This is a genomic window from Paenibacillus zeirhizosphaerae (assembly GCF_030705605.1).
Classification (GTDB): domain Bacteria; phylum Bacillota; class Bacilli; order Paenibacillales; family Paenibacillaceae; genus Paenibacillus; species Paenibacillus zeirhizosphaerae.
The window spans coordinates 866,076-881,254 of sequence record NZ_JAPCKK010000016.1 but is presented as its reverse complement, the minus strand read 5'-3'; the positions used below and the strand labels follow the sequence as shown (position 1 = coordinate 881,254).

Below are 15,179 nucleotides of genomic sequence, written 5' to 3'. Positions count from 1 at the left end.
GCAGTGAAGATGAAGCGAAAAGGTACAAAAACGGCGGTCTTATTCCTCTGCTGTGCGCTGTTATTAACAGCTTGCGGCGGTGGCCAAAGCACAGGAGAGGAAGGCGGGACGTATGATGCAAACGCAAAAGCAACCATTACCTGGCTGAACATTTTGCATACGGCTTCTCCGCCTACGGACACCGTTTTGAACAAGATTGAAGAGAAGACGAACTCGGACATTCAGTTCTCCTGGATTCCGGATGCCTCTAAGGAGGAACGAATCAATACGGCGTTGGCTTCTGACTCCCTGGCAGACATCGTAACGCTGACCATACTCGATAACTCTTCCGTCCGGAATGCGCTGAAATCCGGCATGTTCTGGGAAGTAGGGCCATACCTCGATGAATTCCCGAACCTGGCGAAGATTTCAGAGGATACCCGTAAATCGGCATCCATTGGAGGCAAGCTGTACGGGATTCCATTCCAGAAGGATCTTGCCCGTAATGGAGTCACGATCCGTAAGGACTGGCTAGACAAACTTGGGCTGGAGCCCCCGAAAACAACGGATGACCTGATGGCTATAGCGAAAGCTTTTACAGAACAGGACCCTGATGGCAACGGTGTGAACGACACGACAGGCTTTGTGGACCGTAATGACCTGATTTACGGCGCATTCAAGACGCTCGGTTCGTATTTTGGGGTGCCGAACAACTGGAAGGTCAGTGAGGATGGCAAATTGACGCCGGAATTTGAGACCCAGGAATACGTGGACACCATGGATTTTATGAAGAAGTTATTTGATAACGGTTACATTAACAAGGATTTTGCCGTGACCGCCAAAACGGACCAGCAGCAAAAATTCGCCCAGGGAAAAGCGGGCATTTATGTCGGCGCTTTATTTGACAGTAAAAATCTGTTCAATATGGCTAAAGGAATACAGGATGACATGGAGCTTGAGATTGTCAACAATATCACCTCCACTGGCAACGAAAGTGACCGCGCCATCTGGGCAGCCAATAACGGCATCGGAGGTCTGCTGTCGTTCCCAAGATCGGAAGTGGAGAATGAAGCGGAATTGAAGCGTATCCTGAAATTCATCAATGACTTGCACGACGAGGATGCTTTTGCGTTGATGACTTACGGTGTCGAAGGAGTTCATTACACGGTGGACGACACGAAGGCCGCGACGATTACAGATACAGATTTGTGGCAGCAGGAAGTACAGCCGTTTGCTTCAAGCCGTCCGAAAGAGTACGGGTACACCATTCATGATGCGGATCCGTTGAAGAAGAAGGCCGATCAGTTGATCAAGGAAAATGCGAAATATGCTGTATTGAACCCGGCCTATTCGCTGGAATCGGAAACCTTCACGACGCAGGGCTCTGAGCTGCAGAAAATCATTACAGACGCCACCTACAAGTATATTTTAGGCGAATCGAGCCTGGAAGAATTCAAAGCAGCACTGGAGAACTGGAGGAATTCCGGCGGAAACCGGATGATTGAAGAATACGAAGCTGCCTATAAAGAAGTGAACTCATAATATGAAAAAAACAAACCTTAAGCGTGTGCTTGCCAAAAGTACGGCAGTTCTTCTGATCAGCACTTTGGCTTTAACTATTCGCGGAAGCTGTACGAAGAACGGATATTTGATCAAGGATTTTGCTGTAACGGCCAAGACGGATCAACAGCAGCAGTTCGCTCAGGGCAAGACCGGCATTTACACCGGGATGATCGATATTGCGAATTTGAAGAATCTGGCGAAGGGACTGCAGGATGGGATGAAGGTCGTGCCTGTCAACAAAATTTCCAATGGTGACGGCCAATACCATATCTGGTCCGAAGGCAACGGTGTCGGCGGATTGCTGGCTTTTCCCAAGTCAGAGGTGGAATCGGAGGCCGAACTGAAGCGGCTGCTGAAATTTGTGGATGATTTGATCGACGAAGAGGTTTATATGTATATGACTGGTGGAATTGAAGGTGTTCACTATGAAATTGATGAGAACGGAGCGTTCAAGAAAATCGATCAAGACCTGTGGCAGGCCGATGTACAGCCGTTCTCCAGCTCCAGACCAAGTGAAGTCACCTACTCTTTGAAGGATGCTGATCCAGACAAAGCACTGGCGAATGAGCTTGTGAAAGAAAATGAGCAATTCGTCGTGCTGGACCCGACCGTTCCGTTGGACTCGGCAACCGCCAATGAGAAGGGGACGGAGCTGGAAAAAATCATAACCGATGCTACCTTCATGTACATTATGGGCCAGATCGATGAAAACGGATTCAAGGAAGCGGTGCAAAACTGGAAAAATGCTGGCGGAAATCAAATTATCAGTGACTATGAAGAAGCTTATAAAAACTCGAAATCATGAGCGGTACAGACCGTGATCTTACAAAACCAGGGAGGGGACAGCATTGACTGAACAGTGGGCCGTAAGGACGGCCGATTCCATTATGAAGCGCACGCCAAGGCTGTATGAGGCAAGAGGATATGACAACAAGTGGTCCTATGACTTCGGCGTTGTGCTGAAGGGGTTTGAAGGACTCTGGAAGCGGACGGGGGACCGGAAATATTTCCGGTTCATCCAGGACAACATGGACTACTTCATCCAGGAGGACGGTAGCATCCGGGGTTATCATCAGGAAGAGTACAACATCGATCATATCAACAATGGCAAGCTGTTATTTCCTCTGTACCGCGAGACTGGGCAGGAGAAATACAAGAAGGCAGCCGCCCTGTTAAGGGAGCAGCTCGAATCGCATCCAAGAACCTCGGAAGGCGCATTTTGGCATAAAAATATTTACCCTTACCAAATCTGGCTGGACGGTCTGTACATGGGATCGCCGTTTTACCTGGAATATCTGCTGGCCTTTGAAAATGGTGAAGGTCTGGACGATGTGACGAAGCAGTTCATCCTGTGTGAGCAGCATACGAAGGACGAGGCGACAGGCCTGTTGTATCATGCCTGGGATGAGCAGCGTGTACAGCCTTGGTGTGATCCGGAGACGGGACTTTCGCCCAACTTCTGGGGACGTTCTCTAGGCTGGTATGTGATGGCGCTGGTGGATGTATTGGAGCTGCTGCCGGACAGCCATGCAGATTATAACGAGCTGTGTCGGATCTTACGGGATACGCTGGCCGCTCTGCGGCAATATCAGGATGAGGCTACAGGTGTCTGGTACCAGGTGGTGAATCTGGCGGACCGCAAGGGCAACTATCTGGAGGCTTCCGCATCCAGTATGATCGCATACGCCATGGCTAAGGGCATTCGTCTGGGCGTGCTGGATCAAAGCTGGCTGGCACCGCTCGACCGGGCGTTTCAGGGCATCATCACCGAATTTGTGACAGAAACGAAGGAAGGCCTGATCAATCTGAACAAAGTCTGTCAGGTGGCAGGCTTGGGGGGAGCGGACCGGAGAGACGGGACGTTCGCCTATTATATCAGCGAGCCCATCATTAGCAATGATCAGAAAGGGTTGGGGGCTTTCCTGAAGGCCTGCTGCGAATATGAGCAGTTGAAGGACCCGGACGGGCAGCAGATCGGAGAGAGCTCCAATGCAGGTGTATAACATAACGGATTACGGAGCGTCCCGGGACACCGGGGCGCTTGCAACCGCAGCCATAAGGGATGCGATTGAAGCGGCAAGCGAGGCGGGAGGAGGCACGGTGTATGTTCCTGCGGGAACCTACCGGACCGGTGCGATCATTCTGAAAAGCAATATTGAGCTGCACCTGAGCCCAGGAGCTGTGTTGTCTTTCAGCACAGACCCCGAGCATTATCCTGCGGTGGAATCCAGGTGGGAAGGGGTAAAACGGGAGGTTCACGCCTCCTGTATTTACGGGGAGAACCTGGAGAATATCTCGCTCACCGGCTCGGGCACGCTGGAGGGCAACGGCCAGCCCTGGTGGGAGAAGCAGCGAAACTCGCCGGAGGAGCTGCAGTATCCCCGTCCAAAGCTGATTAGCTTTGACGGCTGCCGGCGGGTCACGATCAAAGACCTGAACCTGCGCAACTCGCCGTCATGGACGGTGAATCCCATCCGCTGCAGTGATGTGACGATCGACAATCTGTCCATCTATAACCCTGCCGATTCCCCGAATACGGACGGCATCAATCCCGAATCCTGCCGTAATGTGCGTATCAGCAATTGCAGCATTGATGTAGGGGATGATTGCATTGCGATCAAGTCCGGCACGGAAGATACCGAGGAGCGCATTGCCTGTGAAAATATTACAATCACAAACTGCACGATGGTCCATGGGCATGGAGGAGTCGTGCTGGGCAGTGAAATGAGCGGCGGCATCCGCAATGTCACGATCAGCAACTGCGTTTTCCAGCAGACCGACCGCGGCATCCGGCTCAAGTCCAGACGGGGACGCGGGGGCACCATCGAGGATATCCGGGTGACCAACATCGTGATGGATCAGGTCATTTGTCCCTTTATTCTGAATCTGTACTATTTCTGCGGCCCGCGCGGCAAGGACAAATATGTGTGGGATAAAAATCCGTATCCGGTCACGGAGGAGACGCCTTGCTTCAGACGGATTCATTTTGACCACATCACCGCGCGTAATGTGCACGCCTCCGCAGGCTTCCTGTACGGGCTGGCAGAGCAGTATATTTCCGACATTACGTTCACCAATATCGACATTTCTATGGCTGAGCCTGCGACACCCGGTCTGCCGGCTATGATGTCGGGTCTGGAAGAGATGCAGAAGCGCGGCTTTTATTTGGGCAATGTGCGGGACATTTTGTTCCAGCAAGTGACGATCGAGAATCATGAAGGGCCGGCCATTTACATTGAAAACGGGGAAGACGTCGAGGTCATCAACTGCCGCTCGAAACATACCGCCAAACCGGAGAAACTGGTGGAACAGGTGACAGCGACACCAGCATCATCTTAGTGAACGGAGAGGATATCTATGGAGAAGGATGTGCTGCTGCAATTATTGGGTGACCTCCCTCCGGAAACACCGATCTCGGCGGAAGTATTGAGACAGGAGGAGCAGGACGGATACAGGCTGGAATCTGTGTTGCTGGATCTTAACGGGATGGAGCAGGTGCCTGCGTCTATCGCTTTTCCTTTATCAGGTGAGGGGCCTTATCCGCTGGTCGTGTTTAATCATTCGCATGGCGGAAATTATGCCAACGGTCGCAATGAATTGATCCGCAGCAGCCCGTATTTGCAGCAACCGTCATTTGCCTCCGTGCTGACAGGGATGGGTTATGCGGTGTGCTGTATCGATATGTGGGGCTTCAATGAACGGGGCGGCAAAACCGAAAGCGAGTTGGTGAAGGAAATGCTGTGGCACGGCCGGGTCATGTGGGGCATGATGCTTTACGATAACCGCCGTCTGCTGGACTATATGTGTACGCGTCAAGAGATCGATGCTGCACGAATCGCAACGATCGGCATGTCGATGGGCGGCTTGATGGCATGGTGGCTGGGGGCGCTCGATGAACGGATTGGGGTCGTCATCGACATTTGCGGACAGGTGGATGCCCATACTCTGATTGCCAAAAGAGGCCTGGACCATCACGGCTTCTACTCGTATGTTCCCGGATTGCTGAAGCATTTCACCACATTGGATATTCAGAAAAGGATTATCCCCCGCCCGCGCATGAGTCTGACGGGCAGGAATGACAGGCTGTGCCCTATCGAAGGGGTTGAGCATTTAGCGGAAGGGCTGTCGGCAGCCTACCACGAAGCTGGCAAGCCGGAGCATTGGCAGTCTGTCATCACTGCGGGCGGACATATGGAGACGCTGGAAATGAGGACGGCATGGCAGCGGTTTTTAGCCAGCCATCTATAATTCCGGGATCATTCCAAGGGGGGAACATGCGCACGATGCTGGTAGGAAAAGAGCCCTTTTGCGATTTTGACACCATCCAGGCTGCAATTGATGTTTTGGAGCAGGGCGATCCGCAGCAGCCGGAGACTCTGTATATTTTGCCGGGGATTTATAAGGAAACGGTTCGCATTTACCGTTCATGGTTGCGTATTGTGGGCATTGGCCAGGTGGAAATCACCATGAATCGCTATGCCAAAGAGCTTGATGACCATGGCGAGGAAATCGGCACGTTTGCCACACCGACCCTGTTTCTTGGAGGACGCCGACTTGTGCTGGAGAATCTGACCGTCTCCAATACGGCGGGGCAGGGGGAAGAGGTTGGGCAGGCGGTGGCCGTCTACGCGCATTGTGATGAAACGGTGTTCCGGAACTGCATCTTCAAGGGGCATCAGGACACCCTGTTCACCGGGCCGCTTCCGCCCAAACCGAGGGAGCGAGCCAGCTTTGGCGGCATCCCGCTGCGTGAGCATCATGAAGAGTACCGGCAGCTGTACCGGCATTGCCGCATTGAAGGAACGGTTGACTTTATTTTTGGCGGAGCCACCGCTTATTTCGAGGCCTGCGAAATCCGCAGCCTGCGGCATGTCAAGGATCAGCCGGGGTACATCACAGCCGCATCCACGCCGCGAGGGCAGCAGTACGGTTATGTGTTCAAAAATTGCTTCCTGACTGCCGAGCAGGGAGCTTCATCGGTGTTCCTCGGCCGTCCGTGGCGGGAATATGCGAAGACCGTGTATGCTAGCTGCCGCATGGGCGGACATATTCATCCTGCAGGCTGGGATAACTGGGGCAACCCCGCGAACGAGGAAACGGTCGATTACCGTGAATACAGCGCACAGAATGCCACCGCACTGCGCACTCTGCGTGTTCTCTGGGCTGGTTGTCTGGCTGCGGGGGAAGAGGCGTGGACGAAGGGCAAAGTTTTTGCCGGAACGGATTTTTGGCAGGATGGAGGGAATTAGTCTATGACATTTCGAAAATGGGAGATCGGCATATGCTGGTTTGCATCTGTACTGTCGGCCGTGTTTATCGGCGGCTTTTCCGTAGTGATCCTGCAGATGCCTCAGGGCACCTTCGAAACGACACTTTTCCCGCTGCTGCGGGAGAGTGACAGCGGCTTGATACTGCAGGAAAGTTATGAGGGGATGCGCACATTGGGAGCCTGGTTCGGCATGACGGTGATGGTGGTGCTGGTTTTGGCGATCCTGGCCGGGCTCTGTGCGGCCAGGATCAGCCGCCTCATCGTGGCGTCAATCTGTTATGTGCTCGCAGGATTATGCCTGCTCCTCGGTACCCAATACCTCGGTTTCCCACTCGCATTTTGTTATTTTGTGGCCGCTGCTTTGTGTGTAATACGGAACAGACGGCTGATGATGGATGAGGAAAAGGAGAACTCTGAGAACTTATGAACAAGATGATTGAAAATCCGATCCTGAGAGGCTTCAACCCCGACCCGTGCATCGTGCGGGCTAATGATATGTATTATATCGTTGTATCCTCTTTTGAATGGCTGCCCGGGCTGCGTGTGTATCAATCGCAGGATCTGGCGAACTGGGAGCATTGCACCGATATTTTGACCGATCAGGTCGACCTGCGGGGCAACCCGAAAAACTGCAGCATCTGGGCACCGCAGTTAAGCTATCATGATAAGCTTTTTTACCTCGTGTACACCGATGTGAAGAGCACCCGGCGCCCCTTCAAGGATGCCCATAATTTCCTGATCACAGCACAGTCCATTGAAGGGCCGTGGTCAGAGCCTGTGTATCTGAACAGCAGCGGCTTTGACCCTTCCCTGTTCCATGATGAGGACGGCCGCAAATGGCTGCTGAATGCCCTGTGGGATTACAGAATACAGGAAAGCAACAAATCGAGCGGCATCGTGATGCAGGAATATGATAGCAAGCAGCAGCAGTTGATCGGCGAGCCTGTTAAAATTTTTGACGGCACCTGGCTCAAGAAAACGGAAGCCCCCCATATTTACAAGCAGAGCGGCTATTATTACCTGATCACGGCGGAAGGGGGAACAGGCTCCGGGCATGCGGTAACCGTAGCGAGATCACGGGAGTTGTCCGGCCCCTATGAAGTGGATCCCCGCAATCCGATGCTGACTTCGCGGGACAATCCCGAGCTGCCTTTGCAGTGTGCGGGACACGGAAGTCTTGTACAGACGCTAAGTGGTGAATGGTATATGGCCCATCTGTGCACACGTCCGATTGAAGGCAAGTATGCGATTCTGGGACGGGAGACTGCACTGCAGCAGGTCTATTGGGACAGTGAAGGCTGGCTGCGTCTAACAGCAGGCGGCAATACGCCGTTGCTGCAGGTCCCTATGCCAGATGATGCGGGCCTCGGCGCAGACACGCAGGTGCGGAACCGGAATTTCGTGGATGAATTCGACGGTACAGAGCTGAAAAAGGGCTGGAATACCCTGCGTATATTGGCAGATGAAAGCTGGTGCTCGCTGTCGGCGCGCCCCGGCTACCTTAGAATTACAGCAGGTGAGTCGGTGCAAAGCCTTTTCCGGCATCACTTGCTCGCCATTCGGCAGACGGATATACGTTTTCGGGCGGAGACGGTGCTGGAGTATCATGCTCAGAGCTATTTGCAGATGGCCGGGCTGCTGCTTTATCTGAATGACGAGAACTATCTGTATGCCTGTGTCAGCCGGGATGAAACGCTGGGAAAGGTGCTTCGAATGATGAAATGCGAAGGAGATCAATTCACTTTGCTGCCGGAAACCGTCACAATTGAGGAGCATGTGCCCGTGCATTTGGCCGTGGAGGCGAATGAGGCGGATGCGCAGTTTTATTACCGGACCGGGGCGGAAGAGGATGCCGGTGACTGGAAGTCACTCTTCGACCAGCAGCGAATCAGCTTCCTGTCCGGTGGCTTTACAGGCAACTTCGTTGGTATTGGAGCACATGACATGCAGCAGTTTGCAGGCAGCTATGCCGATTTCGCCAGCTTCCGTTATGTGGGCAAAGATGAATAAACTCCATACCTTATAGGCTACAGCAGGAAGGAAGGAAGAACGAGCGCCCGGGCAACCGGGCATTTTTTTATAGGTATACATAGCGCCATTTGATCAAAATGTTCGAAAAGGAATGTTTGGAAAGAGGCTATGCCGTTTATTGGACGAATATGGTAAAATAAATGCGCATGTTTAACAGAAGGAGTGAAATATTGAAAAAAATATTCATAATTACATCTATAGTTGTTGTTCTTATCATTTCGTTCGCAATGTATAAAATTATGGACCAGAAGGTAGAATATGAAGTCCTGAATTTTGGTGAGCTTCCTGAACAAGTTCAGAATGAAATCGCAAGGGATTCTGAAAGTAACGGCTTCTCTCTACACGATGATGAAAAATACACTTATATATTTTATAGAGCTAACCACACAGAATATGAGTATATTACTACTGGCTTATCCGTACACAAGAAGAATGGTACATACATCATCACTTCGTTAGTGGATTGGGCTGCTGATGATAGCAAGATATCTTACGAAAAAGCAATTAAGTTCGAGAAAGTTTCCAAAGATGATATGATCCTGGAGGAACAAGACAGGAGGTAAGAAGACGGCATTCATTCTGGGCTTTCCGAATGAAATGCCGTCTTTTTGGATTTACTGTGTAGTTCAGGCTAACAGATGCAATCCTAAGTTTGTAAGCGAAACCAACAAATTGGAAATTCAGTTCATAATTCTGTAAAATAACGCTGTTAAGCTAAATTTTTCTGAAGTTTTTTGAATGAAAATGATTGTTTTTTAACGATAATATGATAAGATAGCTTCAGTTGGAGGAGTGACCATGCTGACAGAGGAAAGATACAAGTTAATTTTAGAGCGCTTACAAAATAATGGAATTGTAAAATTGCAGGAGCTGATTGAGGAGATCGGAGCCTCGGAATCAACAATCCGCCGGGATCTGATCGATCTTGAAGGCCGTCAGTTGCTCAAGCGGGTTCATGGGGGAGCGGCTCTGCTTAACCAGAAAAGCCAGGAGCCGGGCATGGATGAGAAAACGTTCAAAAACGTTCAACAAAAAAATGTCATCGGCCGTTTGGCAGCCCGCGAAATACGGGACGGTGAATGTATCTATTTGGATGCGGGCACGACTACACTAGCCATGATTGCCCATATTGATGCTAAAGATGTAACCGTGGTGACGAATGGCTTGTCCCATGTCGAAGCGCTGGTGAGCCAACGGATTCGAAGTTACCTGCTGGGTGGGATGATGAAGATGCACACCAAAGCCGTGATCGGCAGTATTGCGCTTCAGAATCTGGACAATTTCCGGTTTGATAAATGCTTTATCGGCACGAACGGGGTAGATGCGGAGATGGGCTACACCACTCCCGATCCGGAAGAGGCGTTGATCAAGCGGCGTGCACACGAGCTGTCAGCCAAGACTTACGTGCTGGCGGATTCCAGCAAGATCGGCGAGGTGGCTTTTGCCAAACTATTTGAATTAAAGGAAGGTGTGCTGATTACGGAATCCGTGCCGGAGCACTGGCGCCGGACGATGGCTCAGGAAACTAAAATAATAGAGGGATAACCAATGATATATACTGTGACGCTTAACCCTTCCATTGATTACATTGTGGAGGTTGAAGATGTAAAGCTGGGCGGCTTGAACCGGATGACAAGGGATTTGAAGCTGCCCGGAGGCAAAGGCATTAACGTATCTCGGGTATTGAGCCAATTGGGAGCAGAGAATACCGCTATCGGTTTTCTTGGGGGCTTTACTGGGCGTTTTATCGACGAGAAGCTGCGTGAGGAATTGATTCGAACCGATTTTGTGACGGTCCAGGGCGATACCCGCATCAATATTAAGCTTAAGCATGGCGCCGAGACAGAGATTAACGGCCTTGGACCGGATATCAGTCAAGAGGAGGCTGACGCGCTGCTGCTTAAATTGTCTGCGCTGCATGAGGATGACATCGTTATTCTGTCCGGAAGCATACCTCCCTCGCTGGGCGGAGACTTTTACGAGAAGTTGATCGGCGCATGCAGGCAGGCGGGTGCTGAATTCGTGATTGATACGACAGGTGAAGCCCTTATGAAGACGCTTGTCCATCAGCCGCTGCTGGTCAAACCTAATCACCATGAACTGGCGGAGCTGTTCGGCGTCGAGATTCGTACACGTGAAGAGATTATAGCCTACGGCCGCAAGCTGCTGGAGTATGGTGCTAAGAACGTTCTGATCTCCATGGCTGGCGAAGGGGCGCTCTTCATGACATCGGATAAGGTGTATCAAGCAAGCGTGCCTGCTGGAACTGTAAAAAACTCAGTTGGCGCAGGTGATTCCATGATTGCCGGCTTTGTAGGGACCTACGTGCTTAATGGAGATCTTCTGGAGGCCTTCCGCACAGGAGTTGCTTCAGGCAGTGCAACTGCTTTTTCCGATGATCTGGCTGAGCGGTCGCTGATCGAGCGGCTGCAGCCGCAGGTAAAGATTACTGAATGTTAAGAAAATGTGAAGGGGGCAGACGAGGTTGAGGCCTTGCCTGCCGCTCTAAGTGTTGAACGAACTCAAGGGGAGTGCAAAAAAATGAGAATTACAGACCTGATGATGAAAGAAACAATGATCATGGACTTGCAGGCAACGACCAAGGAAGCCGCAATCGATGAATTGATTGCCAGCCTGGCCGCCAGCGGCCGGATCAATGATCCTGTCCTGTTCAAAGAAATGATCCTGAAGCGCGAAGGGGAATCGAGCACAGGAATCGGCAACGGCATTGGCATGCCGCATGCCAAAACGAAAGCAGTTAACGAACCGACGGTCGTATTTGCCAAAAGCAGCAAAGGTGTGGAATACGAATCTTTGGATGGTGAGCCCGCGAAATTATTTTTTATGATTGCAGCTCCCGAAGGAGCAGGTAACACGCATTTGCGCACACTGGCGGCCTTATCCAGACTGTTAATTGATAACGATTTCATTGACCAACTGATGAATACGCGCACGCCGGATGAAGTGACAGCTCTGTTTGATGCCAGACAGGCGGAAGAGGCGGAGAAAAAAGACAGTAAGCAGAAACCGTCTGCCCAGCCAACGCCTGCCGAGGTAACGAAAGCGGCTTCGGCATCCGAGGACTTTGTCGTTGCGGTAACCGCTTGTCCGACAGGCATTGCCCATACCTTTATGGCGGAGGATGCCTTGCTGAAAAAGGCTGCGGAGATGGGCGTGCAAATTCGGGTGGAAACCAACGGCTCGGAGGGTGCGCAAAACGTGCTGACGCCCGAAGAAATAAGCCGTGCCAAAGGGGTCATTGTAGCAGCGGACAAAAAGGTGGACATGGACCGCTTTGACGGCAAGCCTGTTCTGCAAAGACCGGTCAGCGACGGCATTCGCAAGCCGCAGGAGCTCATTTCGAAAGCGTTGAAGGGAGACGCTCCGATCTACCGCAGCGCAGGCGGAAACGGTGCGGGCGAAAAGCATGAGGAAAAAGGCAGCATCGGCAGTAAAATCTATAAAGACCTGATGAACGGGATTTCCCACATGCTGCCTTTCGTTGTGGGCGGCGGGATTCTGATCGCGATCTCCTTCCTGTTCGAGCAGCTCGGAGGAGCAGAGCATCCGCTGTTCAAGCTGCTGATGGCGCTGGGCGGCGGAGATGGCGCATTCCACTTCCTGATCCCGGTTCTGGCCGGCTTTATCGCGGTCAGCATTGGAGACCGTCCTGCGCTGATGCCGGGTATGGTGGGCGGACTCATGGCCGTGAACTCCAACGCCGGTTTCCTTGGTGGTCTGGCGGCGGGTTTCCTGGCAGGTTATGTAGTCATCGGGCTGCGTAAAGCTTTTGCCGGTTTACCAAAGACGCTGGAAGGCTTAAAGCCCATCCTTCTGTATCCAGTGTTCGGCCTGCTGATTGCCGGTACGGTCATGTATTACATTTTCGACCCGGTTTTCGGCGCGATCAACACATGGGTGGTAGGCGCACTGAACAACCTGGGTACAGGTAACGCGGTTCTTCTCGGTCTTGTCCTCGGAGGCATGATGGCCATCGATATGGGCGGACCGTTCAACAAAGCGGCATATACATTTGCCATCGGGGTATTTACATCCAGCGGCAACGAGAACGGAACGATGATGGCGGCTGTCATGGCAGGCGGTATGGTGCCTCCGCTGGCTATCGCCTTGGCTACAACGTTCTTCAAGAACAAATTTACGCAACAGGAGCAAAAATCAGGTCTGACCAACTATGTGCTTGGCCTGTCCTTCATTACAGAAGGAGCGATCCCGTTTGCGGCGGCCGATCCACTGCGTGTGCTTACCTCCTGTATTTTGGGTTCGGCGATCGCAGGTGGCCTAACACAGTTGTGGGCCATCAACATTCCGGCTCCGCATGGCGGTATCTTCGTGGCGGCTCTTGCCAACCACGCGCTGCTCTTCCTGCTGGCTGTTGCGATTGGCGCAGTCGTTTCGGGACTTGTACTGGGACTCTGGAAAAAAAGAACAGAAGCATAAAAAGAAGCTATAAAAAGTAAAAGGATTCCCCTCCGCGATGATGTGAGGGGAATCTTGCTTTTTTATGGCTTCTTTTCATTTTCAGCAGGATATTTGACAACAGGCCATTTGACCTTGCGCAGGGCATCAAGCAGTTCTTCCTCAGCGTTCAGATTGGACTGGATCAACTCGCGTGGAGTAAGCGCCATCCATTGGTTCAATGAGATATCTTTAAAACGGTCGCTTTTGAAGATTTCCAGAAACCATAGTGTTTTAGCCCCGGTATTTTGAATGTAGTGGCCATTGGCAAATGGAACATAACCGACGTCTCCGGCTCTGAAATCAAACGTGCGGGCTATTCCGTTGGCTGCAAAAACGGTCATGCGTGCTTCCCCCGTCAGGTAGTACTGCCATTCGTCCTGATTGGGATGCCAATGCAGCTCTCTCATAGCGCCTGGTTGGACTTCGACCAGAGCGGCCGCAACGGTTGTGGAAACAGGGGAATTGCTGGAGTCTACAATACGCACGCTCCCTCCGGGCGTTCTTAGCGGAGGCTGTGCCAGCAGGCGATGGGTGAAGCTTAAAGGGATCGTGCCATAAGGGGAATGAACCTGCTGGGTTCCTATAGGACCAGGCACTTCATCCTGATAGATATAGACCTGATCCCGAGGAAGAGTGTCAAAAACTTGTGGAGGAACGCCAAAGTTGGCGGACAGAACTTCCTTGGGTGTATGCGCAAACCAGTCTGAGATGGATAATGTGTTCAAGTCCGAGAAATTTCCGTCATCAAAAACAAGCAAAAACTCACACCCTGAGGACAATCCTTGGATCGAGTGCGGCAGGCCGGGTGGGAAATACCAAAGATCTCCTGCGCTTACGTCAGCTATAAAGTTTCTGCCATCCTGATCGACCGAGGTGATCCGTGCGCTCCCAAGAATCATGAATGCCCACTCCGCCTGCTGATGCCAGTGAAGCTCACGCACCCCTCCCGGCGTTAGGTACATATTTACGCCTGCTAGCGTTGTGGCGATCGGCAGCTCGCGGGCTGTGATTTCCCTGGACCATCCCCCATGGTTCAGCTTCATATGTGTGTCTGAAAAAGAAAATTTCAGATTGGGCAGCAGACCATTATCGGTGGACGGAGGGACGAGCAGATCGGGATTTTGCCTGTCACGCAGAATATCCCGTGGTCCGTAATCCGGACCGCCCGCCCCATTTTCCCGAATCGGCTGTGGTATGTTATTATGCTTTGTTTTTCGTTCCTGTTGGTTTCCCAAGTGCCTCAATCTCCTTCCGATTTCATGAGTTGCGGGAGAACCCAAAACTTTCAGAACAGCATATGAGACGACCAGCTTTTTTATGTGGCGAACAGGCTTGATAGATATTGCTAAATAAAAATCGAGTGTTATAATAAAATTGTTTCGTACAAAACAATATTTTTTAGTGATATTGTTTTGTGAAAAACAAAAAAGGAGGGTGAAGCGTATGGAAAAAATAAATCCTTCGACTCTGGATCGAAGGTTCAGTCATTTAATCACTCAAGTGGTTGTCACACCACCGTCAAGTCTAGCCTTTATTTCCGGGCAGGTGGCCGTTAACCAAGAAGGTGAGCTGATTGGCATCAACGATTACAGGCAGCAAGCGCTGCAGGTGTTCAAAAATATCAATTTGGCGCTGGAGGCAGCCGGGGCGAAGCCCGAGCATGTGGTGCAGATGAAAATTCACGTAGTCCATCACCGTGAAGAGCTGGTGGAGGTTATTTTCCAAGCGGGCTTTGAGGTATTTGGCGAGGAGTGGCCTTTAACGGCGAGCACATTATTGGGAGTTCAGGCGCTTGGCATGCCGGACTGGCTGATTGAAGTAGATGTTATAGCGGCAATTATAAATTGATCTTACAGGA

The 15,179-nt window shown here is 51.5% G+C and carries 13 protein-coding genes and 1 pseudogene; 13 read left to right on the top strand and 1 reads right to left on the bottom strand.

The window, feature by feature from the left end; genetic code table 11:
* Window positions 1-9 precede the first annotated feature (9 nt).
* From OIN60_RS13780 to OIN60_RS13725, 12 genes and pseudogenes are all read left to right on the top strand, one after another.
* Window positions 10-1,521, top strand: a complete 1,512-nt coding sequence (locus OIN60_RS13780; RefSeq protein WP_305755416.1) for an extracellular solute-binding protein — start codon at window positions 10-12, stop codon at window positions 1,519-1,521.
* Window positions 1,522-1,596: 75 nt separating this feature from the next.
* Window positions 1,597-2,347, top strand: a pseudogene (locus OIN60_RS13775) (type 2 periplasmic-binding domain-containing protein); the annotation flags it as partial.
* A 43-nt stretch (window positions 2,348-2,390) separates the two neighbouring features.
* Window positions 2,391-3,545 (top strand): glycoside hydrolase family 88/105 protein, encoded by a 1,155-nt coding sequence (locus OIN60_RS13770; protein ID WP_305755414.1) that lies wholly within the window; start codon window positions 2,391-2,393, stop codon window positions 3,543-3,545.
* On the top strand, window positions 3,532-4,881 hold the full coding sequence (locus OIN60_RS13765) for a glycoside hydrolase family 28 protein (RefSeq protein ID WP_305755413.1): 1,350 nt from the start codon (window positions 3,532-3,534) through the stop codon (window positions 4,879-4,881). Before OIN60_RS13770 ends, OIN60_RS13765 begins: the two co-directional genes overlap by 14 nt.
* An 18-nt stretch (window positions 4,882-4,899) precedes the next feature.
* Window positions 4,900-5,790 (top strand): dienelactone hydrolase family protein, encoded by an 891-nt coding sequence (locus OIN60_RS13760; RefSeq protein ID WP_305755412.1) that lies wholly within the window; start codon window positions 4,900-4,902, stop codon window positions 5,788-5,790.
* 35 nt (window positions 5,791-5,825) lie between these two features.
* The gene (locus OIN60_RS13755) at window positions 5,826-6,791 is read left to right on the top strand and encodes a pectinesterase family protein (RefSeq protein WP_305755561.1); all 966 of its coding nucleotides are present in this window, start codon (window positions 5,826-5,828) and stop codon (window positions 6,789-6,791) included.
* 3 nt (window positions 6,792-6,794) lie between these two features.
* Entirely contained in the window at window positions 6,795-7,238 is a 444-nt protein-coding gene (locus tag OIN60_RS13750; protein WP_305755411.1) for a hypothetical protein, read from the top strand.
* A 5-nt stretch (window positions 7,239-7,243) separates the two neighbouring features.
* Window positions 7,244-8,821: a glycoside hydrolase family 43 protein gene (locus OIN60_RS13745; protein ID WP_305755560.1), complete on the top strand. Its 1,578-nt coding sequence runs from the start codon at window positions 7,244-7,246 to the stop codon at window positions 8,819-8,821.
* A gap of 191 nt (window positions 8,822-9,012) precedes the next feature.
* Window positions 9,013-9,405 carry a hypothetical protein gene (locus tag OIN60_RS13740; protein ID WP_305755410.1) on the top strand — a complete coding sequence of 131 codons (393 nt, stop codon included), beginning with the start codon at window positions 9,013-9,015 and terminating at the stop codon, window positions 9,403-9,405.
* Window positions 9,406-9,640: 235 nt separating this feature from the next.
* Window positions 9,641-10,387, top strand: a complete 747-nt coding sequence (locus tag OIN60_RS13735; protein ID WP_305755409.1) for a DeoR/GlpR family DNA-binding transcription regulator — start codon at window positions 9,641-9,643, stop codon at window positions 10,385-10,387.
* A 3-nt stretch (window positions 10,388-10,390) separates the two neighbouring features.
* A complete protein-coding gene (gene pfkB / locus OIN60_RS13730; protein ID WP_305755408.1) occupies window positions 10,391-11,302 on the top strand; it encodes a 1-phosphofructokinase in 912 nt (303 codons plus the stop codon).
* A gap of 81 nt (window positions 11,303-11,383) precedes the next feature.
* Window positions 11,384-13,300: a PTS fructose transporter subunit IIABC gene (locus OIN60_RS13725; protein WP_305755407.1), complete on the top strand. Its 1,917-nt coding sequence runs from the start codon at window positions 11,384-11,386 to the stop codon at window positions 13,298-13,300.
* Window positions 13,301-13,362: 62 nt separating this feature from the next.
* Here OIN60_RS13725 and OIN60_RS13720 read toward each other — a convergent pair whose 3' ends face one another.
* Complete coding sequence (locus OIN60_RS13720) at window positions 13,363-14,556, bottom strand: oxalate decarboxylase family bicupin (RefSeq protein ID WP_305755406.1); 1,194 nt, start codon at window positions 14,554-14,556, stop codon at window positions 13,363-13,365.
* A gap of 208 nt (window positions 14,557-14,764) precedes the next feature.
* Between OIN60_RS13720 and OIN60_RS13715 the strand changes: the two genes are divergently transcribed.
* Complete coding sequence (locus OIN60_RS13715; protein ID WP_305755405.1) at window positions 14,765-15,169, top strand: RidA family protein; 405 nt, start codon at window positions 14,765-14,767, stop codon at window positions 15,167-15,169.
* Window positions 15,170-15,179 lie beyond the last annotated feature (10 nt).

Bases quoted from the DNA above. Each gene is read 5' to 3' on its own strand.
- OIN60_RS13725 (WP_305755407.1), top strand. From the start codon at position 11,384: ATGAGAATTACAGACCTGATGATGAAAGAAACAATGATCATGGACTTG.
- OIN60_RS13755 (WP_305755561.1), top strand. From the start codon at position 5,826: ATGCTGGTAGGAAAAGAGCCCTTTTGCGATTTTGACACCATCCAGGCT.
- OIN60_RS13780 (WP_305755416.1), top strand. From the start codon at position 10: ATGAAGCGAAAAGGTACAAAAACGGCGGTCTTATTCCTCTGCTGTGCG.
- OIN60_RS13735 (WP_305755409.1), top strand. From the start codon at position 9,641: ATGCTGACAGAGGAAAGATACAAGTTAATTTTAGAGCGCTTACAAAAT.
- OIN60_RS13750 (WP_305755411.1), top strand. From the start codon at position 6,795: ATGACATTTCGAAAATGGGAGATCGGCATATGCTGGTTTGCATCTGTA.
- OIN60_RS13715 (WP_305755405.1), top strand. From the start codon at position 14,765: ATGGAAAAAATAAATCCTTCGACTCTGGATCGAAGGTTCAGTCATTTA.
- OIN60_RS13760 (WP_305755412.1), top strand. From the start codon at position 4,900: ATGGAGAAGGATGTGCTGCTGCAATTATTGGGTGACCTCCCTCCGGAA.
- pfkB (WP_305755408.1), top strand. From the start codon at position 10,391: ATGATATATACTGTGACGCTTAACCCTTCCATTGATTACATTGTGGAG.
- OIN60_RS13745 (WP_305755560.1), top strand. From the start codon at position 7,244: ATGATTGAAAATCCGATCCTGAGAGGCTTCAACCCCGACCCGTGCATC.
- OIN60_RS13765 (WP_305755413.1), top strand. From the start codon at position 3,532: ATGCAGGTGTATAACATAACGGATTACGGAGCGTCCCGGGACACCGGG.